Genomic DNA, 21153 nt, shown 5'->3' with positions numbered 1-21153 from the left:
ATCGGCCTGGACGTGTGCCTGGCCGTGATGGAGGTGTACCTGGAGCAGTTCGGCGATTCCAAGTACCGCCCCTGCCCGCTGCTGAAGGAAATGGTGGCAGCCGGCCAGCTCGGCCGCAAGACCGGCCGCGGCGTGTACACGTACTGAGCCGCGCAGCCATAACAACAACACGGAGACAAGACCGATGACTGCGACCCCCACCACCCCACCGGCAGAAGGCTGCATCGACACCCAGGTGCTCGACCACGTGCTGCTGATCGGCATCAACCGCCCCGCCAAGCGCAACGGCTGGACGCCGCCGATGTTCAAGCAGCTGGCCGAGGCCTACACCCGGCTCGACGACGACCCGAACCTGCGCGTGGGCGTGCTGCATGCCTTCGGCGACCACTTCACGGCGGGCCTCGACCTGCCGGCGGTCACCGAGTACATGAAGCGCGGCGAGAAGGCCATTCCGGCCGGCATGGTGGAGCCGCACGACTTCGGCCTGCCCGACTACCGCCGCCGCACCAAGCCGATGGTGATTGCGGTGAAGGGCATCTGCTTCACGGTGGGCATCGAGCTGATGCTGGGCGCCGACATCGTGGTGGCGGCCGACAACTGCCGCTTCTCGCAGATGGAAGTGCAGCGCGGCATCATGGCCACGGGCGGCGCCACGCTGCGCATGGCCGAGCGCGCGGGCGTGGGCAACGCGATGCTGCATCTGCTCACGGCGGACGAGTTCGACAGCGCCGAGGCCTATCGCCTCAACTTCGTGCAGAAGGTGGTGCCGGCCGGGCAGGAGCTCGATGCGGCGCTGGCCATTGCGCAGCGCATCGCAGCCCAGGCGCCGCTGGCGGTGGTGGCCACGCGGCTCAATGTGATCAAGGCGGTCGAGCAGGGGCCGCTGGCAGCGGTGTCGGAGTTCATCGAGACGCAGAAGCGCCTGTCGAACAGCGAGGATGCCGCCGAGGGTGTGCGCTCCTTCATCGAGCGCCGCCCGGCGCGGTTCAGCGGCCGTTGATCCCCTTCTTCATCCAGAACAACAACATGTCCCTCTTCATTCGCACGGCGCTTGCCGCCGCCTTCACCCTGCTCGCCGTGAACACAACCTCCGCCCAGACGCCCACGCCCCCCGCGCTGCCAGACCCCGCGGCCACCTCGGTCGATGCGCTGGGCTGGATGAAGGGCTTCCCGCCCGCGCCCGACAAGCTCATCACCTTCGACAACCCGGCCGGTGGCGTGTTTCCGCGCACGCGCTGGAGCTTCTCGCACGTGCGCGAGACGGTGCCCACCGCCAACGTGTGGCGCGGCAGCGGCGCGGCCAGCCCGCTGCCGGCGGCAACGCCGCGCTTCGACATCGAGGCAGTCACGTTCAAACCGCTGGGCGGTGAGCAAACGCTCAACTTCGCCCAGATGATCTCCGGCACCTACACCGACGGCATCCTGGTGCTGCACCGCGGCAAGGTGGTCTACGAGAAGTACTTCGGCGCGCTCACGGCCGAGCGCCCGCACATCGCGATGTCGGTCACCAAGTCCTTCGTGGGCACGCTGGCGGCCATCCTCGCGGACGAGGGCAAGCTGGACCCGGCCGCGCCCGTCACCAAGTACATCCCTGAGCTCAAGGACACCGCCTACGGCGACGCCACCGTGCGCCAGGTGATGGACATGACCGTGGGCGTGCATTACTCCGAGAACTACGCCGACCCCAAGGCCGAGATCTGGGACTACGCCCGTGCCGGCGGCATGCTCACCCAGGGCCAGAACTACACCGGCCCCAAGTCGTTCTACGAATTCCTGGTCACGCTGAAGAAGGAAGGCGAGCACGGTGACGCGTTCGCCTACAAGACCGTCAACGCCGAGGTGCTGGCCTGGATCGTGCGCCGCGCCAGCAACCAGTCGCTGGCCGATCTGCTGAGCGAGAAGATCTGGCGCCGCATCGGCGCCGAGCAGGACGCCTACTTCATGGTCGACCGCATCGGCACCGAGTCGGGCGGCGGTGGCTTCAACACCGTGCTGCGCGACCTCGCGCGCTTCGGCGAGACCATGCGCAACGGCGGCCGTGCACCCAACGGGCAGCAAGCGATTCCGAAGGCGGTGGTGGAAGACATCCAGCGCGGCGGCGACCCGGCGAAGTTCGTGAAGGCCGGCTATCCGCTGCTCAAGGGCTGGTCGTACCGCGACATGTGGTGGGTGTCGCACAACCCGCACGGTGCGTTCATGGCACGCGGCATCCACGGCCAGAGCATCTATGTGGACCCGAAGGCCGAGATGGTGATCGTGCGCTATGCGGCGCACCCGGTGGCGGCCAACGGCGCGAACGATCCGCTGACGCTGCCCGCGTTCCAGGCGATGGCCGAGGCGCTGATGCGCCCCTGAGCCTCAGGCGGCGGCCCGCTCGCGGGCAATGACCAGGAGGCCGTCCATGATCAGGCTCTCGACCAGTTCGAAGTGCCCGTTCATGACGGGTGCCATCTTCCAGCCCGCGCCGCCGGTCATGTAGCAGGCCGGCTCCATGCCGCAGTGCGAGCGCACGTGCTGCACCATGCGCTCGACCGCGCCGGCAATGGCATAGGTGCCGCCGCTGGTGAGCGCGTCGCTGGTGTTGGTGGGAAATTCGCGCACCTCGCCGGTGGGCACGTGCAGCCCCGCCGTGCCCGACTCCAGCGCGCGCAGCATGATGCCGTGGCCCGGCAGGATCAGGCCGCCGAGGAACTTGCCTTCGGTGTCGATCGCCTCGACGGTCACGGCCGTGCCGATCAGCACCACCACCATCGGCCGCGGCGGCTGCCCGGGTCTCTCGGCCAGCATGCGGTGGCGCGCGCCGATCATCGCCACGAAGCGGTCGGCGCCCAGGCGCGTGGGATGGTCGTAGCCGTTGACGATGCCGGCCTCGCCAGCGCTGGGCATCACCCAGCGGGGAGTGCAGTCGAAGCGCTCGACGATCTGTTCTTCGGCGCGCCGCCGCACCGCGTCGCCGGCCACCACGCAGCCCAGCATGGAGCCGGGCGAAGGCAGGTCGGCCCAGGGGCCGTCGGCCAGCCGTTCGATGTGGTCGAGGAATTCGGCGCCCTGCGCCTGCAACGCGGCGCCGGGGCGGGCCGAGTCGTAGAGCGCCCATTTGAGGCGGGTGTTGCCGATGTCGATGGCGAGGAAGGGGGATGACATGCGCGGGATTATTGCGACTTTGTGTCTATTCCTGCTGGCGCGTCGCTGACACACGCGGCGTGGGCCTACGCCGGCCCTCGGTGTTCCGCCGCTACATTCGCCAATTCCATCCACCACCGCACAAGGAGAAAGCCATGGGATTGCTGAGTTTCATCAAGGAGGCGGGCGAGAAACTGTTCGGCGGATCGTCGGCGCAGGCCGCCACGCCCGACGCCAATGCGGCTGCGGCAGCCGCCATCAAGACCTACATCGAGACGCAGAACCTGGGCCTAACGGGCCTCGAGGTTACCTACACCGCCAGCAGCGGCGTTGTCACTCTTGCCGGCCAGGCGCCCTCGCAGGAAGCCAGCGAGAAAGCTTCGCTGGCCGCGGGCAACGTGGCGAACGTGACCAGCGTCGAGAACAACCTCGTGGCTCCGGCCGCGCCGCCCGCGCAGTACCACGACGTGGTGAGGGGCGACACGCTGTCGGCCATCTCGAAGAAGTACTACGGCGATGCCAACAAATACAACGCGATCTTCGAGGCCAACAAGCCGATGCTGACGCACCCGGACAAGATCTATCCGGGGCAGAAGTTGCGCATTCCTGCGCTGAGCTGATCTTTCGTTCTTCGATCGGCAAAAGGCCTACCGATTTCGGTGGGCCTTTTTTGTTTCTTTCCGGGGTGCGTGCGAATGACACCGGGTACTCCCCTCCGCGAATGTCCCCCGCCTTCGGCTCCTCCTTTATTTCGCTACGGGGAGCACCCGGTGCCATTCGCACATGGGCGCGGCTGCGGTGCTGGCCGATCAACCAGTGCTCTGAACGCTCACGCCGATGGGGTGCCTTGCGCAGCGAAATAAAGGAGGAGGCCGAAGGCCGGGGGACATTCGCGGAGCAAGGTACCCCGTCGGCGTGAGCGCGCCCCGAACAGGAATCCCTAGTTCTGCTTCCAGGGCAGCCCACGCTTGCGCCAGCCGCCAATCTGCCCGCGGTGGCCGTTCTCATCCGGGTTCCCCTCGAAGCCTTCAAGGATGTTGTAGGCCTCAACACCCAGCTCCGTCGCGCGCTTGGCGGCGGAGATGGAACGCACGCCACTGCGGCACAGCAGCACCAGCTTCTTCTTGCCTTCGGCGGCGGCGCGGATGCCGTCGTCGAACGCGACGTTCATCGCCATGCCCGGCCATTGCTTCCAAGCCAGAGGCACGGCGCCGGGCACGTAGCCGACCCATTCGCGTTCGGCGTCGGTGCGCACGTCGACCAGCACGGCCTCGCCGCTGGCCATCCATTGCGCGGCCTGCTCGGGCGTCACGTCGCCGGCATAGCCTTTTTCCCCAACTGGTTCAGTCATTTCTCTGCGTCCTTCAAATGAATAGGGTTACTTCCCAGGCAGCGGCCGTCTTTACGTTGCCCGACGCCCTCGCCGGATGGTGGAATTTTTCACCAGTTCGTGAAAACCCTGTTTGTCACGTTTTCCTGCGCGCCAAAGATGCGGCTTGGACCTGCCAAACATAACTCCAAGGGGCGGGCAGGGTTTCTTCGTCATCAGAACTTGTTTGGAGAGAGACAACATGACAGACAGCAAATCACCCCGCCGCCGCAACCTCCTCAAGGGTGCAGCCGTGGCCGCAGGCGCCATGTCGGTGCCGATGGTCAGCGTGGCCCAGACCACATCCTTGCGCTTCCAGAGCACCTGGCCCGCCAAGGACATCTTCCACGAGTACGCCAACGACTTCGCCAAGAAGGTCAATGACATGGCTGGCGGGCGCCTCAAGATCGAAGTGCTGCCCTCGGGCGCCGTGGTGCCCGCCTTCCAGCTGCTGGAGGCGGTGAACAAGGGCACGCTCGACGGCGGCCATGGCGTGGTGGCCTACCACTACGGAAAGAACTCGGCGCTCGCGCTGTGGGGCTCGGGCCCGGGCTTCGGCATGGATGCCAACACCGTGCTGGCCTGGCACAACTACGGCGGCGGCAAGGCGCTGCTCGACGAGATCTACAAGAGCCTGAACATGGAAGTGGTGTCGTACCTCTACGGCCCGATGCCCACGCAGCCGCTGGGCTGGTTCAAGAAGCCGGTGGCCAAGGTCGAGGACATGAAGGGCCTGAAGTTTCGCACCGTCGGGCTGGCGGTCGACATGTTCACCGAGATGGGCACGGCGGTAAACCCGCTGCCCGGCGGCGAGATCGTGCCCGCGCTGGACCGCGGGCTGATCGACGCGGCCGAGTTCAACAACGCGTCGAGCGACCGCACGCTGGGCTTCCCCGACGTGGTGAAGAACTGCATGCTGCAGAGCTTCCACCAGTCGGGCGAGCAGTTCGAGGTGCTGTTCAACAAGGGCAAGTACAGCGCGCTGTCGCAGGAGCTGCGCTCGATCATCGACTACGCGGTGCAGGCCGCGAGCGCCGACATGAGCTGGAAGGCGGTGCAGCGCAACTCGCAGGACTATGCCGACATGAAGAAGGCCGGCATCAAGTTCTACAAGACGCCTGACGCAGTGCTGCGCGCGCAGCTCGCGGCCTGGGACAAGACCGTGGCGAAGAAGGCTGAGGAGAACCCGCTGTTCAAGAAGGTGCTGGAGTCGCAGCGCGTGTTCGCAGAGCGTGCGCTGCAGTGGCAGAACGACTACGGCGTCGATTTCAAGATGGCCTACAACCACTACTTCAGTAAAAAGAAGGCCTGAAGAATCTCTCGGTGACAGTTCGCGCCGGCCATACGGAACGCTCCGGATGGCTGGCTTTCCGATGCGTGCTTTGCTGTTTTCCAGTGCCTTCATGACCATCCAACGCTTTCTTCATACCGTCGACCGGTTCAGCATGGTCGTGGGCAAGACCTTCTCGTGGCTCATCGTGGCGCTGATGCTGCTGGTGTGCGGCGAGGTGTTCAAGCGCTATGCGCTCAACGCGCCCACCGCCTGGATCTTCGACGCCAACAACATGCTCTACGGCACGCTCTTCATGATGGGCGGCGCCTACACGCTCTCACAGGCCGGCCATGTGCGCGGCGACTTCTTCTACGGCAGCATGAAGCCGCGCACGCAGGCCGCGCTCGATCTCGTGCTGTTCGCGCTCTTCTTCCTGCCCGGCGTGGTGGCGCTCACCTGGTCGGGCTGGACCTACTTCGGCGAATCGCTGGCAATGCATGAGCAGACCTTCAACGCCGACCCGATCCCGGTGTACCCGTTCAAGTTCGTGATTCCCGTGGCCGGCGCGGTGCTGCTGCTGCAGGGCATCGCCGAGATGGTGCGCTGCGCGCTGTGCCTGAAGACCGGCGTGTGGACGCCGCGCCTGAAGGACGCGGAAGAAATGGACGTGGTCGGCGAGCAGCTCGCCGGCAGCAGCTACGTCGATGAAGCCGACAAGCGCGAGGTGATCGACAAGGCCAAGGCCATCGAGCAGGCCGCGCAGCAGCGCAAGAGCGACACGACTGGAGGTGCGACATGAGCGAACCCGCACTCGGCCTCCTGATGCTTGGGCTGATCGTGGTCGTGATCATGCTCGGCTTTCCCACGGCGTTCACGCTGATGGGGCTGGGCATGTTCTTCGGCTTCATCGCCTTCTACGACCCCGCCTCGCCCTGGCTCGACAACAAGGTCTTCGACCTGATGGTGCAGCGCGCCTTCGGCGCCATGACCAACGAGACGCTGCTCTCGATACCGCTGTTCGTGCTGATGGGCTACGTGATGGAGCGCGGCGCGCTGGTGGACAAGATGTTCCACAGCGTGCAGCTCGCGTTCCGCCGCGTGCCGGGTTCGCTGGCGGTGACCACGCTGATCGTCTGCACCTTCTGGGGCATCGCCAGCGGCCTGGTCGGCGCGGTGGTGGTGCTGATGGGCGTGATCGCGATGCGGCCGATGCTCAACGCGGGCTACGACACGCGGCTCGCGGCTGGCGTGATCACCGCGGGCGGCACGCTCGGCATTCTCATTCCGCCCTCGGTGATGATCATCGTGTACGCGGCGGTGGCCGGGCAGTCGGTGGTCAAGCTCTATGCGGCTGCCATGTTCCCGGGCTTCTTCCTCGCATTTCTCTACCTGCTCTACGTGATCGGCTGGGCGCTGCTGCAGCCGAAGGTGGCGCCCAAGCTGCCGCCAGACCAGCAGCGCGCGCCGGTCACGCCGTGGGTTGCGCACATTGCGGCCAGCTATTCGCCGCGCATGCTGCCGGCGCTGTTCGCGGCCGTGGTGTCGCCCACGCGTGCCATGCGCGGCGCGGCGGAAGGCGTGCGCATCACCTGGTGGCTGCTGCTGCGCAGCCTGCTGAATGCGCTGGTGCCGCTGGCGCTCGCAGTTGCGACGCTGGGCTCGGTGTGGTGGTACGTGACGATCTACTCGCAGAAGGACAACAACGCACCGACGGTCGCGGAGCAACAGGCGACACAGAAGGCCGAAGCCCCGGCCGCTGCGGCATCGCCCGAGGCCTCCGGTACCGGGCTCGCCGAGCCCCCCACGTCCGACGAGCCGAAAGAGTCTGCATCGGAAGGCGGCCTGCAGGAGCCTCCCGGCGGCGTAGAGGAACCACCCGGCAGCGAGGCCCCTTCAGCGCCGCCTGCTGCGGAAGGTGGCCTGCAACAACTAGGCGAAGCCATCGATGCACCGAAGACCGCCGCAGTGCCCGAAGCCTTCTACACAGGCTTCCTGCTGGCCAGCCTCTTCACGCTTGCACTGCTCGCCTGGTACTACTGGCGCATGGACGCGGAGCAATTCGAGATCCTGCGCATGCTGGTGTCGTCGGTGATGCCGCTGGCCACGCTGACGCTGGTGGTGCTGGGCGTGATCTTGTTCGGCATTACCACCGCCACCGAATCGGCCGCGGTCGGTGCGGCCGGCGCCTTTCTCATGGCCTGGCAAGCCGGCACGCTCGACTTCAAGAAGACCAAGGAGGCGGTGTTTCTCACGCTCAAGACCACGTCGATGGTCTGCTGGCTGTTCGTGGGCTCGGCGCTGTTCTCGGCGGTGTTCGCGCTGCTGGGCGGCCAGCGCATCATCGAAGAGTGGGTGATGGGCATGAACCTCACCCCGCTGCAGTTTCTGCTGCTGTCGCAGGCGATCATCTTCGTGCTGGGCTGGCCGCTGGAGTGGACCGAGATCATCGTGATCTTCGTGCCCATCTTCCTGCCGCTGCTCGCGCACTTCCAGATCGACCCGCTGCTGTTCGGCGTGCTGGTGTTCGTGAACCTGCAGGCGGCATTCCTCTCGCCGCCGGTGGCGATGTCGGCCTTCTACCTGAAGGGAGTGTCGCCACCGCACGTGACGATCAACCAGATCTTCGCGGGGATGATGCCGTACATGCTGATCGTGATCCTGTGCATGGTGTTCATGTACATCTGGCCGGGGTTGACGCTTTGGCTGCCGCAGTATCTGTACGGTTGAAGGCCGACGCCGGTGGGCGGCGGCGACCAGAGCCTGCGCGACGCTGGCTCAGCGCCGCCGCTCCACATACGGCCGTGCCTGCAGCAGCACGATACGGTCGCCCACGGTGGCCCACTCGATGTCCTGATCGACCGCGTTGAAGGTGCGCTTCACCGCAGCGCCCACGTTCGCCAGGCGCACCACCAGTTCATCAGTCAGTACGTTGCGCCCGGCTTCCACCGGCACCTCTTTCACCCCGCCCTCCTTGTCGAGCTGCAGCGAGGTTTCCTCGGCCGAGCGGCTCAGCACCTGGATAGCCTTCGACCAGCTCGAATACATCACCTGCTCCGCCACGCGCTGCCCCTCGACCACACGGATGCCGATGCCGCGCTTGGCCGAGATGTAGGTGACGTGCGGATGCCCCGCGTCGAAGGGGTCGCGCGTGATCATCACGCCGGCGTTGGTCGAGTCGATGGCGGTCTGCACGAACACGCCCATCAGCACCGACTCTGCGCCGAAACCCGCGGCGCTGCGGGCTTCCCAGGCCTCGGGATTGAAGACCGAGGCCCAGACCTTCTTCACCGCAACTTCGAGCGCGTCGCCGGTCTTGACGTTGGGCACCGTGGTGTAGAGCCCCGCGCCGCTGAAGCCGGGTAGGTCTTCGGAGTTGGACGAGCTGCGCACGAACACGCCGCCACCGCCCAGCTGCGACTGCCACGCGGCACGCCATGCCGCCGCGGTGGCGGCATCGACGGGCCATTGCACGATCTCGTCGCGCAACTGCGCCAGCGCCTTCTGGCGCAGCTTCGGATCGCTTGCGAAGCCGGGTTGCCGCTGCATGCGCGCGATGCGCTCGGCCAGGCCGTTGGCGCGCATGAAGCGGTCGTAGTGCGCGAACGGAACGCAGAAGCCGTCGGGCACCGAGGTGCCCGGAATGTGCGCGGCCAGCATGGCGCCGAGGTTCGCGGCCTTGGTGCCGCACTGCGCGTTGTTGCGCGCACGCAGTGACGCCAGCGGCAGCAGGCGGGTTTCGCGCAGGTCGGGCTTGATGGCGCGCGCGCTGCCGGGCGTGGCGCCGGTGGACGCTGTGCGCACGGCGCGCGGTGGCAGCGCCACGATCTCTTCAGGCGTGAGGCGGCGCACCTGGTAGCCCGAGGCAGCCACCTTCAACGCGACCCATTGGCCCGCGTGCGCCTTCAGCACCGTGGCGGAGTCGCGCACATAGGCGTTCGGAATGCCCCAGCCCTTGGCCAGCAGGTTGACGTGCGAGAGCGCAGTCGAGGGCCGCTCGGTCAGCACGCCCGCCACCGGCGGCAGGCTGATCGGCACCTGGCGCAGCACGGCGATGTCGTCGGGCAGCAGCGCGTTGATGCCCGATTCATCATCCACGATGCGCACGCGGCCGGTGGCGGTGCCCAGGTTCATCGGCAGAAAGGGCTGCTCGCGGATCAGCGCCTCCTGGCTCACGGAGTCGATGCCGGCTTCCTTCGCCACGCGTTCGTGCAGCGTGGAGTTGGTCTTGAACTTCACCGGCGCGAAGAAACTGGCCTTGACCTGCGCGTCGGCCTGCCGCAGCAGCGGCGCGGTGAGCCGGTCGCCTTCCCAGAATTCGTAGGTGAAGGTGCCGATGTTCTGCTGCCAGCTCAGCGTGCCGAACAGGAAGCGGCGGTCGGGCACGAGGTAGTTGCGGTCGATCTCGCGCTTGGCGGTGCTCGGCACCAGCCGGGTGTCGCGCAGGAAGCGCACGTGCAGCTGGTAGCGCGGCGTGTCGATGTAGTACATGCGCGCCGGCCTGGACTGCCGGTCGATGGCGAACAGAACGTGCGCGAGCTGCATGGGCGTGCCGGCGTCATAGACGCGCGCCATCTGGTCGAAGTCGCCCTGGCTGCGCAGCACGGGCAGCGACGACGGCACTGAAGGGCGCGGCACGAGCTGCGCGGCCGGGCCTTCGGGCTGCGGCTGGTTCTGCTGCTGGTAGTAAGACGGCTTGCGCGCCAGCTGGGCAATGGCGGTCGCGGGAATGGCCGCAAGGGTTGCCGCAGCCACCAGGCACAGCGCAGTCACGCTATTGTTTCGGGAGCGCGCGACGCCCGTGGGGCATGCGTTTTTCTGGTTTTTCATGGGTATCCCTCCTTACAGCCGGTTGCCGATTGCACGCGCGCTTCACCAAGCAGTGGGCAGGCGGTGACAGCGGCAGCGGATTCTCGCGCGTTACAAACACAGCGCTTTCGCATCGTCCCGAGGATCAGAGAACAACGCCATGAGCCAACCCGCCCTTTCCATGCTTTCCGCCCCGCGCCGATGGCTGCTCGGCCTGGCGCTGCTGTGCGTCGGCCTCGCGGCCAGCGCGCAGCAAGACCCGCCGGGCCGCGTCGCCCGCCTCAACTTCCAGCAGGGCACGGTGAGCTTCGCGCCTGCCGGCGAAGACAGCTGGTACGACGCGCAGCCCAACCGCCCCCTCACCACCGGCGACCGCCTCTGGACCGACCGCAACGCGCGGGCCGAGCTGTACATCGGCTCGGCGGCACTGCGGCTCGACGGGCAGACGCATGTGGAGTTCTCCGAACTCGACGACGACACGGCGCGCATCACCTCGAACCAGGGCAACCTCCAGCTGCGCGTGCGCGACGAGCTGGCAGGCCAGCGCGTCGAGGTCGACACCGGCAACCTCGCGGTGGTGATCGACGAGCCGGGCGAATACCGCATCGCATCCGATCCAGCCGCCGGCACCACCTGGGTGGCCGTGGCCTCGGGCCGCGTCACGCTCTACGGCGACAACGGCCAATCTCAATCGCTGGGCGCGCGGCAGCAGCTCACCGTGTCGGGCCGCGACCTTTCGGCCGTGGGCGGGGTGCCGCAGCAGACCGGCGGCTTTGAAGCCTGGGTGGCCGAGCGCAACCGCCTCGAAGACCAGTCGGTCTCCGCGCGCTATGTGTCGCGCGAGGTGGTCGGCTACCAGCAGCTCGACAACTACGGCGACTGGCAAAGCGACGCCACGTATGGCGACGTCTGGTTCCCGCGCAACGTCGATGCCGACTGGGCGCCGTACCGTGACGGCCAGTGGGTCAATGTCGCGCCTTGGGGGCTGACCTGGGTCGACGCCGCGCCGTGGGGCTTCGCGCCCTTCCACTACGGCCGTTGGGCTCGCGTGGGTCCGCGCTGGGGCTGGGTGCCGGGGCGTCCGAACGGGCGGCCGGTGTATTCGCCCGCGCTGGTGGGCTTCGTGGGCGGCGGTGCCAATGCTGGCGTGCAGATCGGCAACGGCCGCAACGGCGTGGGCTGGTTCCCGCTGGCCCCGGGCGAGCAATGGCGCCCCGGCTACCACGCGAGCCAGCGCTATGTGGACCAGGTGAACCGCATGGCCATCTACAACCGGCAGGCCCGCAACGACTTCTATGCCAACCAGCAGATGCCGGGCGCCGTGACCGTGCTGCCCGCCGACCGTTTCGGCCGCGGCAGCTTCGGGCGGCGTGACCTGGTGCGGATGCCGGACGACCGCTTCTCGCGCGGGCCGGTGGCGCCCACGCCGGGCATCGCCATCAACGGCTTCGGCGGCGGCTTCGGCCGGCCCGCCGCGGTGATGCCGCCGGCGGCGGCGCTGATGGCGCGGCAGCAGCAGCAGGTCCAGTTCCAGCAGGCGCAACAGCAGCAGTTGATGCAGCAGCGCGCGGCGCAGGCCGCACAGATTCAACAACAGCAGCAACAACAGCAGATGGAATGGCAGCGCCAGCAGGGCGGGCGTCAGCAACAGGAATGGCGCCAACAGCAGGATTGGCGGGCGCAACAAGACTGGCGCCAGCGCGGCGAGCAGGAGCGCTGGCAACAGCAACAGCAGCAACAACAACTGCAGGTCCAGCAGCAACAGGCGCTGCGTCAACAGCAGGAAATGCAGCAGCGCGCCGCCCAGGCGCAAGCCCAGCAGCAGCAACAGTTGCTTCAACAACAGCAAATGCAGCAGATGCAGCTCCAGCAACAGCGCGCGGCCCAGCAGCAGGCCTTGGCCCAGCAACAGATGCTCCGCCAGCAACAGGAAATGCAGTTGCGCGCCGCGCAGGCGCAGCAGCAGGTGCAGGCCCAACAGCAGGCCCAGCAGAACGCAATGCGCCAGGCGCAGGAGGCCCAGCTGCGCGCGCTCCAGCAGCAGCGCGGCATCGCACCCCAACCGCAGCCGCAAGGCCAGCGCAGCGACGATCCGCGCAAGCTCTGGACCTCGCCGGACTCGCGCTGAGAACGCCCCACCGCAAGCCCCGCTGAAAGCGCTGCCTTCGCCCCGCCGCTACAGTCGGCGGCCAAGGAGCAAGCCTTTCATGCCCACATTCGACTTCGATCTCTTCGTCATCGGCGGCGGCAGCGGGGGCGTTCGCGCCGCTCGCATGGCGGCGCACACCGGTGCCCGCGTCGCCATCGCCGAGGCCGCCGAACTCGGCGGCACCTGCGTCAACGTGGGCTGCATTCCGAAAAAGCTCTACAGCTATGCGGCCGGCTATGCCGAGTCTTTCGAGGAAGCCGCGGGTTACGGCTGGAAGCTGCACGGGGCGCCGCAGTTCGACTGGGCGCACCTGAAGGCGCAGCGCGCAAAAGAGATCACGCGGCTCAACGGCATCTATGCCTCGCTGCTGAAGAACTCGGGCGTCACGCTCGTCACCGGATGGGCGCAGCTGGTCGATGCCCACACGGTGGAAATCGACGGCCGGCGCCACACCGCGCGCCACCTGCTGGTGGCCACCGGCGGCACGCCCTTCGTGCCCGACATTCCAGGCCGCGAGCACATCGTGACCTCCGACGCGATGTTCGACCTCGACCCGTTCCCCAAGCGCCTGCTGGTGGTGGGCGGCGGCTACATTGCCTGTGAATTCGCATCGATCTTCAACGGGCTGGGTTCCAAGGTCACGCAGCTGCACCGCCGCGCGCACCTGCTCACCGGCTTCGACGACGACGTGCGGCAGTTCCTGGCGAACGAGATGGGCAAGGCCGGTGTCGACATCCGGCTGAACTGCGAAGCCGCCTCGGTCACGCGCGGACCGCACGGACTCACGGTCACGCTGGCGCGCGGCCAGCAGATCGAGGCCGACACGGTGCTCTTTGCCACCGGCCGCGTGCCCAACACGCAGGGGCTCGGCCTCGAAGCAGCGGGCGTGAAGCTCGACGAGCGCGGCGCGATCGCGGTCGATGCGCACTACCGCAGCTCGGTGCCGTCGATCTACGCGGTGGGCGACGTGTCCACGCGCGTGCAGCTCACGCCGGTGGCACTGGCCGAGGCGATGGTGGTGGTCGACGAGCTCTTCGGCAAAGGCAAGCGTCGGCTCGACTACGAATTCATTCCCACTGCCGTGTTCACGCACCCGAACATCGGCACCTGCGGCTACAGCGAACTCGACGCGCGTGCGAAGTTCGGCGAGGTGACGGTGTTCTCGAGCGAATTCAAGTCGCTGCGCCACACGCTGTCGGGCCGCAGCGAGCGCACATTCATGAAGCTGATCGTGGACAAGGCGAGCGACCGCGTGGTGGGCCTGCACATGGTGGGCGCGGACGCGGGCGAAGTGGTGCAGGGCTTTGCGGTGGCGATGCGTGCGGGTGCGACGAAAGCGATCTTCGACAGCACCGTGGGCATTCACCCGACGGCCGCTGAAGAATTCGTGACGATGCGCGAGCCGATGCCCGGCTAGGCGGTCAGGGGAAGCGCAAAGTTTTCGACCTTTTTGGAAGGCGTCTCGGAGGCCTCAGCGTGACTTTCGCTTGTAGAAGATCTGCGACTTCAGGTTCTGCGCAATGGGTTCGACTTCGGCTTGCCACCCGTTCATGAAGTCCGGAGTGCAGATTCCTTCCGGCGTCTTGTCGAACACCTCGCGCACGACGCGCACACCGGTTTTCGTACGCTTGTAGCTGCTCGCAAACTCAAGATATCGCCCGCGCTTCGTCATCGATTCTGGCAACTGGGCAAAACTCACGCCGGGTGCCAGTTCGATGTCATAGCTTTCGTCGGTCTTGAATCCCTCGCAGTAGTGGCGCCGCGTGACAGGAGCCTGGTCGCCCTTGAATGCAAAACGGGAAACGGACAACGGCAGGCTGACAACGGGTGTCAGCCGGAAGGCCCCTGAGGTGCCGGCTTGCAGATAGTTGTCTATCTCGAAGGTGAGACCGAACGAATACTCGTCCGCCAGGGCCTTGGCTTCAGACAAGTCGCCGCGATCGAGTTCGCCCTTGCCCTTGAAGCCGGAGGCCGACAGCGTGCGTCGAACGAAGTCGCGAACCGTGGTCGCCTTGAGGTCGCGCATGTAAGTGCGCCATTGCGCGGCTCGTGCTCCCTTGAAGCTGACTTGGACATCGCCCGTCGCGCTACCGTCCGCGCTGATGCGCAGCCTGGTCCGCACATGCTGCTGCGCCCGGTCGGGGGCCGAGGGTGGAATCGTCGCCAGCGCCGTGGCCGCGCCCACGTGGAGGACGGGCTTGCCATGCGAGCCACTTGGCAGGTAGCCGAAGGGAATCTCCTTGGCCGTGGCGTCCAGGTAGATCTTCCAGTCGGGCAGATAGTTGATGACATGGTTGACCATGGACACGACGGGTATGGCCGGCAGATCGAGTTGGCTACCCGCATTGATCAACACCTGTTCGCCCCGGATGTCGGCGGCGCGCCATAGTGCCTGCAGCAGTGTGGCGTGGTCCTTGCAATCTCCCATCTTGTTGTCGAGCACCGTATCGGTGTCTCGCGGCACGACCGCGCCTACGCCGATGCAATTGCCCCCGTAGGTGATGTTGCGGGAGACCCACTCGTACAGCAGTCGGGCACGCGTGAGCGGATCGGACTGGTCGCCCACGATGGACTTCGCCAATGCGGTCACGCGGGCATCGGGTTCGGCCTTGGGCAACGCGCGGTCGCCGTAGGCCTTGGCGATCGACTCGTAGCTCGGAAAGGTGCTCACCATCAACACCGGGAATTCCTCCAAGCGCCAGATTCCTTCATCGGCCTCGTCGTACGTCCGCGGCGAAGGATTGCGATAGCGCCATGTACGCACCTGGAGGCCGCTGTCCTCGCTGGCAGCTTCTTCCTGCAGGTTGTGGCTTTCGAACTTCAGGTCGAGCGCCTTGGCGAACCGGACCGTGATGCGGGCGTCTTCATAGACGCTGAAAGGCGAGAAGGACTGGACGACCGAGAAGGCCCCCGGAAAGATCGGTTCCTTGTCCGCGATCCGATATTTCACGCCGACCGTGTCGCCCACGGCCACGTCCGGGAACACCACCGAAAGACGTGTGTAGTCAGAGAAGAGCGGCTTTGCCCCGTCACGTCCGTTGTTGACCTCGGTCTGGTAGTTGGTCGGCGGCGCCGTGATACGCCGCCCATCGGCCTTCAACGTATAGGCCTCCAGGATCTCGCCCTTCTGGATGCTCGTGCTGTACGAGAAGGTCGCGGACTTCATGTCTTCCAGCGCACTCGCGTGAAGAATCTGGTTCGCCGATGTGTAGGTCGTCGTGGCTCGACCGTCAGACGCCACCTCGTAGTCCGCGTACCACTGCTTTGAAATGACGTGAGCCTGCTGCGACTCGGCAGCCTGGACCACCGAAGTACTCGCCAGGGCGGCGAGCAGGTAAAACGCACCCCAGGGCCGCGCAAGGGCCCGTTGCATCCGTTCGAACATGATTTCCTCCAGCGCTTCTTTTATGGAAACGAGGTAACAGACCTCGTCGTATCGCGCCGCATCAGGCGCGTTTCAAAATGATACGAGAAGTCGCCTTGCCTGGACGCTAGAACCCAACCGCCTGCTGCTTGCCCTCGAGCAGCTTCACCATCACGAACAGCACGCGGTTGGCCGGCGTGGGCACGCCCAGCGCCTCGCCGCGCCGTACGACCAGCCCGTTGAGGTGGTCGATCTCGCTGAGCTTGCCGCGCGCGAGGTCTTGCGCGGTCGACGAATACTGCGAGGGCATGCTCTGCGCGATGCCGCGCACGGCGGCGTCGGTATCGCCGGGCACTTCGACGCCTTCGGCCTTCGCAACGGCGAGGCACTCGGCCACCACGTCGCGAATCATGTCGGTCACGCCTGTGCCCTTCACGAGCACGCCGTAGGGCAGCTGCGTGACGGCCGAGAGCGCGTTGTAGGCGCAGTTGAGGATCAGCTTGGCCCACAGCGAGCCGCGCACGTTGCCCGAGATCTGCGTGGGCACGCCGGCGGCAACGAGTTGCTGCGCGACCTGCTCACTCATGCGCGAGGGCGCGATCACCAGTTCGCCGCGCCCGTGGTGCTTCACATGGCCCGGCCCCGCCATCTCGGTCGCCACGTAGACGACCGCCGCGGCAACCTCGTTCGCCGGCAGCACCGAGCGCACGCGCTCGTCGTTGTCGACGCCGTTCTGCAAGGTGAGCACCAGAGCACCGGGCGCGAGATGCGGCTTGATCTGCGCGGCGGCCGCTTCGCTGTCGGTCGACTTCACGCAGAACAGCACGAGGTCTGCGCCCTGCACCGCATCGGCTTCGGTGCTCGCAGCCACCTTCACGAATTCGTCGAAGGCCTTGGTCTCCAGCCGGAGCCCCTCGGCGTTGACGGCCTCCACGTGCGAAGGCCGACCGACCAGCACCACCTCATGCCCGGCACGCGCCAGCATGGCTCCGTAGTAGCAGCCGACTGCGCCGGCGCCCATGACTGCGACTTTCATCGGTTCGATTCCTTGGTTGTCGCGGCGATCATGCCTCGGTCTCCACGCCGCGCGATTTCAGCCCCTCGTCCAGCAGCCATTCGCGAAACGCCGCGAAGGCCGGCAGGTCGAGCCGGTCGGGCCGATAGCAGAGGTAGTGACCCTGGTTCACGCTCACCGGCGTGCCGCAGGGGCTCAGCAGCGAGCCTTCGGCGAGTTCTTCCTGCACCAGCAGCTTCGGCACGAGGCCGATGCCCAACCCATTGAGCGCCGCCTGTATCAGCGCCGAATACTGCGCGAAGCGCGGGCCGGCCACGATCTGCACTTCGGGCACGCCGTGCTGCGCGGCCCATTGGCGCCAGGCGCTGGGCGCGCCTTCGTGATGCAGCAGCGTGTGGCCGACGATGTCGGCGGGCTGCGCGATGCGGTGCCGCCCCTCGACCAGCGAGCGCGCCACGATCAGCACGAACTCGCGCCCCGCGATGTATTCGGACACCACGCCGGGCCAGCCGTCGGGGCCGTATCGGATCGCGGCGTCCACGCCCGCCGGAATGCCGTCGCTCGGCTCCAGGTGGCGGCTGAAGCTCAGCATCACGTGGCGGCTCTTCTGGCTGAAGGCGGGCAGACGCGGAATCAGCCACTTGGTAAGGAAGGTGGGCACGCTCGCCAGCGTGAGCAGCCCGGCGCCCGCGTCGCCCGAGCGCGCCTCGAAAGTCGCGGTTTCTATGGCGCGCAGGCCGCCCGAGATCTTCTGCCAGTACACGCGCCCCTGCGGCGTAAGTTGCACGCCACGCCCATTCTTTTGCAACAGCTCGCGGCCGAGGAAGGCCTCAAGCCCCGCGATCTGCTTGCTGACAGCGCTCACGGTGATGCACAGGGCGCCGGCCGCCAGCGTGATGCTCTGGTGGCGCGCCACGGCGTCGAAGGCCAGCAGCTCCTGGATGGTGGGGCAGTCGCGCTTCATGCATGGCTCCGCTTCGTGAAAGCTGCATGAAAAACGCTTTCCGATTGCTCAAGTGTCGTCATCCAACTTTCACCCATAAGTACGCATGCGGTTCCTAGAATTCGAGGCAACGCGGCGGCATGCTCGGCGCGGACAGTAGCGCATCCGGAAAGTATGCCGGGTGTCCATGACATTGGAGACAACCTTGATCCGCGGCATCTCGCTCATCTACGGCCTGTACCTGCTGCTGCCCATCGCCCTGCTGCTGGTAGGCAGCGTGGGCGGCAACTGGACCAACACGCTGCTGCCCACGGGCATCACGGGGCAGTGGTATGTCGACCTCTGGCTCGACACCTCCTTTCGCAAGGCCTTCGTGAGCAGCCTCGTGGTGGCAATGGCTGCCTGCGCCATCAACACCGTGCTGGCGCTGCCGCTGGCCTATGCGCTGTATCACGGCGCGCGGAGCGGCGGCAGCCTCGCGGCGCGCATCGTGAGCGCCACACCGGTGGCGGTGCCGGCCATTACGCTGGCCTTCGGCTACATGATCGTGTTCAACACCGACCTCGCGCCCTGGCTGGGCTCGATGCCGCTGCTGATCGCGGCGCACGCGATCCTCACCTTGCCCTACCTCACCAACACGCTGCTCACCGACCTGCGCCACCTCGACCTCGGCCGGCTCGAACAGGCGGCCGCCACGCTCGGCGCCTCGGGCTGGCAGCAGTTCACCGGCATCGTGCTGCCGAGCCTGCGGCAGAGCCTGATCAGCGGGCTGGTGATGGTCGCTGCCATTTCGGTGGGCGAGTTCGGCGTGTCGAACCTGCTCACGAGCTTCCAGAACCGCACCTACCCGGTGGTGCTGCTGCAGGCCTTCTACGGCGCCACGGGCTTTGCCTGCGCGGCCACGGTGATCCTTCTTGTGCTGGCCAGTGCGTCGGCGCTTCTTTCTTCTTCCCTTGTAAAGCAGCGCACATGAGTCTTCTGTTCGACAACGTCAGCTACAACTACCCCGGCAGCACGCACGGCCTGCACGACGTGTCGCTCGACGTACGCACGGGCGAGCTCGTGGCGGTGATCGGGCCGAGCGGCTCGGGCAAGTCGACGCTGCTGAAGCTGGTGGCGGGCCTGGAGACGGGCCACACCGGCCGCATCATGCTCGGCGGCGAAGACATGTCGCGCACGCCGGTGCACCAGCGCCACATCGGCATGGTGTTCCAGAGCTATGCGCTCTTTCCGCACCTGAGCGTGCTCGACAACGTGGCCTACGGGCTCAAGCTGCGCAAGCTGGCAACGGCCGAGCGGCGCAAGCGCGCGCAGGAGTTGCTCGACATCGTGGGGCTGGGCGACTTCTCGCAGCGCGCCGTGGCACAGCTCTCGGGCGGGCAGCAGCAGCGTGTGGCCCTTGCCCGCGCGCTGGCCATCGACCCGCGCGCCCTGCTGCTCGACGAGCCCCTGTCGGCCCTCGACGCCAGCGTGCGCGGCCATCTGCGCGACCAGATCCGCTCGATACAGCAACGCTTCAACGCCACCACGCTGCTGGTCACGCACGACCAGGAAGAAGCGCTGGTGATGGCCGACCGCGTGGCCATGCTGAAAGACGGCCGGCTGCTGCAGATCGCCACGCCGCGCGAGATCTACGAGAACCCCGCGAGCCGCGCAGTGGCCGAGTTCGTCGGGCTCTCGACGATCCTGCCCGCGAAGGTGGCGTCGCCGGGCCGGCTGGACCTGGGCTTTGCCGAAGTCTTCGCCGACACCGGCCACCGCCCCTTCGGCACCGCGCTGCACGTGCTGGTGCGCCCCGAACACATCCGGCCCGACCCAGCGCCCGACGCCGTGAACCGCCTCGCGGGCCGCACCGGCGCGCAGCGCTACCTGGGTGCGCTCACGCGCTACGACTTCGAGGTGCCGGGTGCGGCCAAGCCATTCCTTGCCGAATCGTCCCTGCCCGCTGCCGAGGCCATCGCCATCGCGCCCGAACACCTTCGTTTACTTGACCACTGACCCTTTCCTTCAAGGAGCCACCATGCAACGCAGACATCTGATCCAGGCCGCCGGCGCACTGCCCGCACTGTCATTGGCCACCCTCGCGGCCCGCACCGCCTTCGCCTTCGACGGCCCCGAGCTCTACGCAGGCGAGAAGGCGCTGTACGCCGAGGCTCAGAAGGAAGGCCTGTGCGTCTCCTTCGACACCGGCCCCGAATGGGCCAACTGGAAGTCGCTGTTCCGCGACTTCAAGAAGCGCTACCCCGAGATCGAGCTGACCTACAACGACATCGGCTCCGCCGCCACCGTGGTCGCGCTCGAAAAAACCAAGCGCCGCCCGCAAGCCGACACCGCCTACTACTTCGCAGCCTCGGCCGTCGACGCCGCGAAGAAGGACGTGGTCGCGCCCTTCAAGCCCGTCAACTTCGACAAGCTGCCGCCCGTGTTCCGCGAGGCCGAGGGCCGCTGGTTCACCATCCACACGCTCAACATCGCTTTCCTGGTCAACAAGAAGCTGGTGAAGACCGTGCCCACCGGCTGGGCCGATCTGCTCAAGCCGGAGTTCAAGAGCACGGTGGTTTACCTTGACCCGCGCTCCACCGGTATCGGCCAGGTACTGACCTTTGCAGCGGCCTACGCCAACGGCGGAAGCGTCGACAACGTGCAGCCCGGCACCGACTACCTCGGCAAGCTGCATTCGGCCGGCAATGTGCTGCGCGTGGAAGGCACGACGCCGTACGCCAAGTTCCTGAAAGGCGAGATCCCGGTGTGGATCAGCTACGAGAACGACGGCCTCAAGGCCAAGCACGTCGATGGCATGGGCGATGCGGTGGAAGTCGTGATTCCCAAGGAAGCCAGCGTGGCCGCACCGTACGCCATCAGCCTCGTGAAGAACGGCCCGAACCCGAACGCCGGCAAGTTGTGGCTCAACTTCATCATGAGCGAGGCGGGCCAGTCGCTGTTCGCGCAGGGCTTCGTGCGGCCCGCCGTGCCGGGTACGCCGCTGAGTGCCGACGTGGCGGCCAAGATGCCGGCCGCGCCGCAGATCAAGCCGCTCGACGTGGTGAAAGCCTCGGAGCGCAAGGCCGAAGTCGACAAGCTCTGGGCGCAGGCCGCGCTGGGCAAGTAAGC

At 66.7% G+C, this 21153-nt stretch carries 18 protein-coding genes; 12 read left to right on the top strand and 6 right to left on the bottom strand.

Annotated elements, in window-relative coordinates; translation table 11 throughout:
- The 3 genes from BLW48_RS32885 to BLW48_RS32875 form a co-directional block, all read left to right on the top strand.
- Window positions 1–147: 3-hydroxyacyl-CoA dehydrogenase family protein (locus BLW48_RS32885; protein ID WP_256331050.1), on the top strand; the 147-nt coding region annotated here is incomplete at its 5' end.
- A 37-nt stretch (window positions 148–184) separates the two neighbouring features.
- Entirely contained in the window at window positions 185–1000 is an 816-nt protein-coding gene (locus BLW48_RS32880) for a crotonase/enoyl-CoA hydratase family protein (RefSeq protein ID WP_093179824.1), read from the top strand.
- Between the two features lie 26 nt (window positions 1001–1026).
- On the top strand, window positions 1027–2355 hold the full coding sequence (locus BLW48_RS32875) for a serine hydrolase domain-containing protein (RefSeq protein WP_093179839.1): 1329 nt from the start codon (window positions 1027–1029) through the stop codon (window positions 2353–2355).
- Window positions 2356–2358: 3 nt separating this feature from the next.
- On the opposite strand, the gene BLW48_RS32870 is transcribed toward BLW48_RS32875, so the two are convergent.
- Window positions 2359–3144, bottom strand: a complete 786-nt coding sequence (locus BLW48_RS32870) for a type III pantothenate kinase (protein ID WP_093081040.1) — start codon at window positions 3142–3144, stop codon at window positions 2359–2361.
- A gap of 134 nt (window positions 3145–3278) precedes the next feature.
- Between BLW48_RS32870 and lysM the strand changes: the two genes are divergently transcribed.
- A complete protein-coding gene (lysM, locus tag BLW48_RS32865; protein ID WP_093058701.1) occupies window positions 3279–3743 on the top strand; it encodes a peptidoglycan-binding protein LysM in 465 nt (154 codons plus the stop codon).
- A gap of 320 nt (window positions 3744–4063) precedes the next feature.
- On the opposite strand, the gene BLW48_RS32860 is transcribed toward lysM, so the two are convergent.
- Complete coding sequence (locus BLW48_RS32860) at window positions 4064–4474, bottom strand: rhodanese-like domain-containing protein (RefSeq protein WP_093179823.1); 411 nt, start codon at window positions 4472–4474, stop codon at window positions 4064–4066.
- Between the two features lie 220 nt (window positions 4475–4694).
- Here BLW48_RS32860 and BLW48_RS32855 point away from each other — a divergent pair, with 220 nt between their 5' ends.
- The 3 genes from BLW48_RS32855 (at window position 4695) to BLW48_RS32845 (ending at window position 8492) form a co-directional block, all read left to right on the top strand.
- Entirely contained in the window at window positions 4695–5804 is a 1110-nt protein-coding gene (locus BLW48_RS32855) for a TRAP transporter substrate-binding protein (RefSeq protein WP_093058699.1), read from the top strand.
- Between the two features lie 91 nt (window positions 5805–5895).
- A complete protein-coding gene (locus tag BLW48_RS32850; RefSeq protein ID WP_093179837.1) occupies window positions 5896–6564 on the top strand; it encodes a TRAP transporter small permease subunit in 669 nt (222 codons plus the stop codon).
- Window positions 6561–8492 (top strand): TRAP transporter large permease, encoded by a 1932-nt coding sequence (locus BLW48_RS32845; protein WP_093179821.1) that lies wholly within the window; start codon window positions 6561–6563, stop codon window positions 8490–8492. The genes BLW48_RS32850 and BLW48_RS32845 overlap by 4 nt, the downstream gene beginning before the upstream one ends.
- A 48-nt stretch (window positions 8493–8540) precedes the next feature.
- On the opposite strand, the gene BLW48_RS32840 is transcribed toward BLW48_RS32845, so the two are convergent.
- Window positions 8541–10592 carry a PEP/pyruvate-binding domain-containing protein gene (locus BLW48_RS32840; protein WP_093179819.1) on the bottom strand — a complete coding sequence of 684 codons (2052 nt, stop codon included), beginning with the start codon at window positions 10590–10592 and terminating at the stop codon, window positions 8541–8543.
- A gap of 139 nt (window positions 10593–10731) precedes the next feature.
- On the opposite strand from BLW48_RS32840, the gene BLW48_RS32835 reads away from it, so the two are divergent.
- Together BLW48_RS32835 and gorA are read left to right on the top strand one after the other, a co-directional pair.
- The gene (locus BLW48_RS32835) at window positions 10732–12699 is read left to right on the top strand and encodes a DUF6600 domain-containing protein (RefSeq protein ID WP_093179818.1); all 1968 of its coding nucleotides are present in this window, start codon (window positions 10732–10734) and stop codon (window positions 12697–12699) included.
- Between the two features lie 79 nt (window positions 12700–12778).
- Complete coding sequence (gorA, locus tag BLW48_RS32830; RefSeq protein WP_093179816.1) at window positions 12779–14137, top strand: glutathione-disulfide reductase; 1359 nt, start codon at window positions 12779–12781, stop codon at window positions 14135–14137.
- Between the two features lie 54 nt (window positions 14138–14191).
- Here gorA and BLW48_RS32825 read toward each other — a convergent pair whose 3' ends face one another.
- From BLW48_RS32825 to BLW48_RS32815, 3 genes are all read right to left on the bottom strand, one after another.
- On the bottom strand, window positions 14192–16105 hold the full coding sequence (locus tag BLW48_RS32825) for a DUF3857 domain-containing transglutaminase family protein (RefSeq protein WP_093179815.1): 1914 nt from the start codon (window positions 16103–16105) through the stop codon (window positions 14192–14194).
- A 106-nt stretch (window positions 16106–16211) separates the two neighbouring features.
- Window positions 16212–17120 (bottom strand): ketopantoate reductase family protein, encoded by a 909-nt coding sequence (locus tag BLW48_RS32820; RefSeq protein WP_093179813.1) that lies wholly within the window; start codon window positions 17118–17120, stop codon window positions 16212–16214.
- Between the two features lie 28 nt (window positions 17121–17148).
- A complete protein-coding gene (locus tag BLW48_RS32815) occupies window positions 17149–18063 on the bottom strand; it encodes a LysR substrate-binding domain-containing protein (protein ID WP_093179812.1) in 915 nt (304 codons plus the stop codon).
- A gap of 166 nt (window positions 18064–18229) precedes the next feature.
- Here BLW48_RS32815 and BLW48_RS32810 point away from each other — a divergent pair, with 166 nt between their 5' ends.
- Genes BLW48_RS32810 through BLW48_RS32800 form a run of 3 tightly spaced genes read left to right on the top strand, consistent with a single transcriptional unit; the run spans window position 18230 to window position 21151 of the window.
- Window positions 18230–19015 (top strand): ABC transporter permease, encoded by a 786-nt coding sequence (locus BLW48_RS32810; protein ID WP_093179810.1) that lies wholly within the window; start codon window positions 18230–18232, stop codon window positions 19013–19015.
- Entirely contained in the window at window positions 19012–20040 is a 1029-nt protein-coding gene (locus tag BLW48_RS32805) for an ABC transporter ATP-binding protein (RefSeq protein ID WP_093179808.1), read from the top strand. The genes BLW48_RS32810 and BLW48_RS32805 overlap by 4 nt, the downstream gene beginning before the upstream one ends.
- 22 nt (window positions 20041–20062) lie before the next feature.
- Window positions 20063–21151 (top strand): extracellular solute-binding protein, encoded by a 1089-nt coding sequence (locus BLW48_RS32800; RefSeq protein WP_093179806.1) that lies wholly within the window; start codon window positions 20063–20065, stop codon window positions 21149–21151.
- Window positions 21152–21153: the final 2 nt, after the last annotated feature.

Source organism: Variovorax sp. YR266, from assembly GCF_900107295.1.
Classification (GTDB): Bacteria; Pseudomonadota; Gammaproteobacteria; order Burkholderiales; family Burkholderiaceae_C; genus Variovorax.
Note: the sequence above shows the minus strand (reverse complement) of the source record. Positions and strands in the feature narration are given on the sequence as shown.

Excerpts from the sequence above, each read along its gene's own strand:
- BLW48_RS32840 (WP_093179819.1), bottom strand. The coding sequence starts at position 10,592 with ATGAAAAACCAGAAAAACGCATGCCCCACGGGCGTCGCGCGCTCCCGA.
- BLW48_RS32835 (WP_093179818.1), top strand. The coding sequence starts at position 10,732 with ATGAGCCAACCCGCCCTTTCCATGCTTTCCGCCCCGCGCCGATGGCTG.
- BLW48_RS32855 (WP_093058699.1), top strand. The coding sequence starts at position 4,695 with ATGACAGACAGCAAATCACCCCGCCGCCGCAACCTCCTCAAGGGTGCA.
- BLW48_RS32875 (WP_093179839.1), top strand. The coding sequence starts at position 1,027 with ATGTCCCTCTTCATTCGCACGGCGCTTGCCGCCGCCTTCACCCTGCTC.
- BLW48_RS32825 (WP_093179815.1), bottom strand. The coding sequence starts at position 16,105 with ATGTTCGAACGGATGCAACGGGCCCTTGCGCGGCCCTGGGGTGCGTTT.
- gorA (WP_093179816.1), top strand. The coding sequence starts at position 12,779 with ATGCCCACATTCGACTTCGATCTCTTCGTCATCGGCGGCGGCAGCGGG.
- BLW48_RS32845 (WP_093179821.1), top strand. The coding sequence starts at position 6,561 with ATGAGCGAACCCGCACTCGGCCTCCTGATGCTTGGGCTGATCGTGGTC.
- BLW48_RS32805 (WP_093179808.1), top strand. The coding sequence starts at position 19,012 with ATGAGTCTTCTGTTCGACAACGTCAGCTACAACTACCCCGGCAGCACG.
- BLW48_RS32820 (WP_093179813.1), bottom strand. The coding sequence starts at position 17,120 with ATGAAAGTCGCAGTCATGGGCGCCGGCGCAGTCGGCTGCTACTACGGA.
- BLW48_RS32860 (WP_093179823.1), bottom strand. The coding sequence starts at position 4,474 with ATGACTGAACCAGTTGGGGAAAAAGGCTATGCCGGCGACGTGACGCCC.
- BLW48_RS32810 (WP_093179810.1), top strand. The coding sequence starts at position 18,230 with ATGACATTGGAGACAACCTTGATCCGCGGCATCTCGCTCATCTACGGC.
- BLW48_RS32800 (WP_093179806.1), top strand. The coding sequence starts at position 20,063 with ATGCAACGCAGACATCTGATCCAGGCCGCCGGCGCACTGCCCGCACTG.
- BLW48_RS32850 (WP_093179837.1), top strand. The coding sequence starts at position 5,896 with ATGACCATCCAACGCTTTCTTCATACCGTCGACCGGTTCAGCATGGTC.
- BLW48_RS32815 (WP_093179812.1), bottom strand. The coding sequence starts at position 18,063 with ATGAAGCGCGACTGCCCCACCATCCAGGAGCTGCTGGCCTTCGACGCC.
- lysM (WP_093058701.1), top strand. The coding sequence starts at position 3,279 with ATGGGATTGCTGAGTTTCATCAAGGAGGCGGGCGAGAAACTGTTCGGC.
- BLW48_RS32880 (WP_093179824.1), top strand. The coding sequence starts at position 185 with ATGACTGCGACCCCCACCACCCCACCGGCAGAAGGCTGCATCGACACC.
- BLW48_RS32870 (WP_093081040.1), bottom strand. The coding sequence starts at position 3,144 with ATGTCATCCCCCTTCCTCGCCATCGACATCGGCAACACCCGCCTCAAA.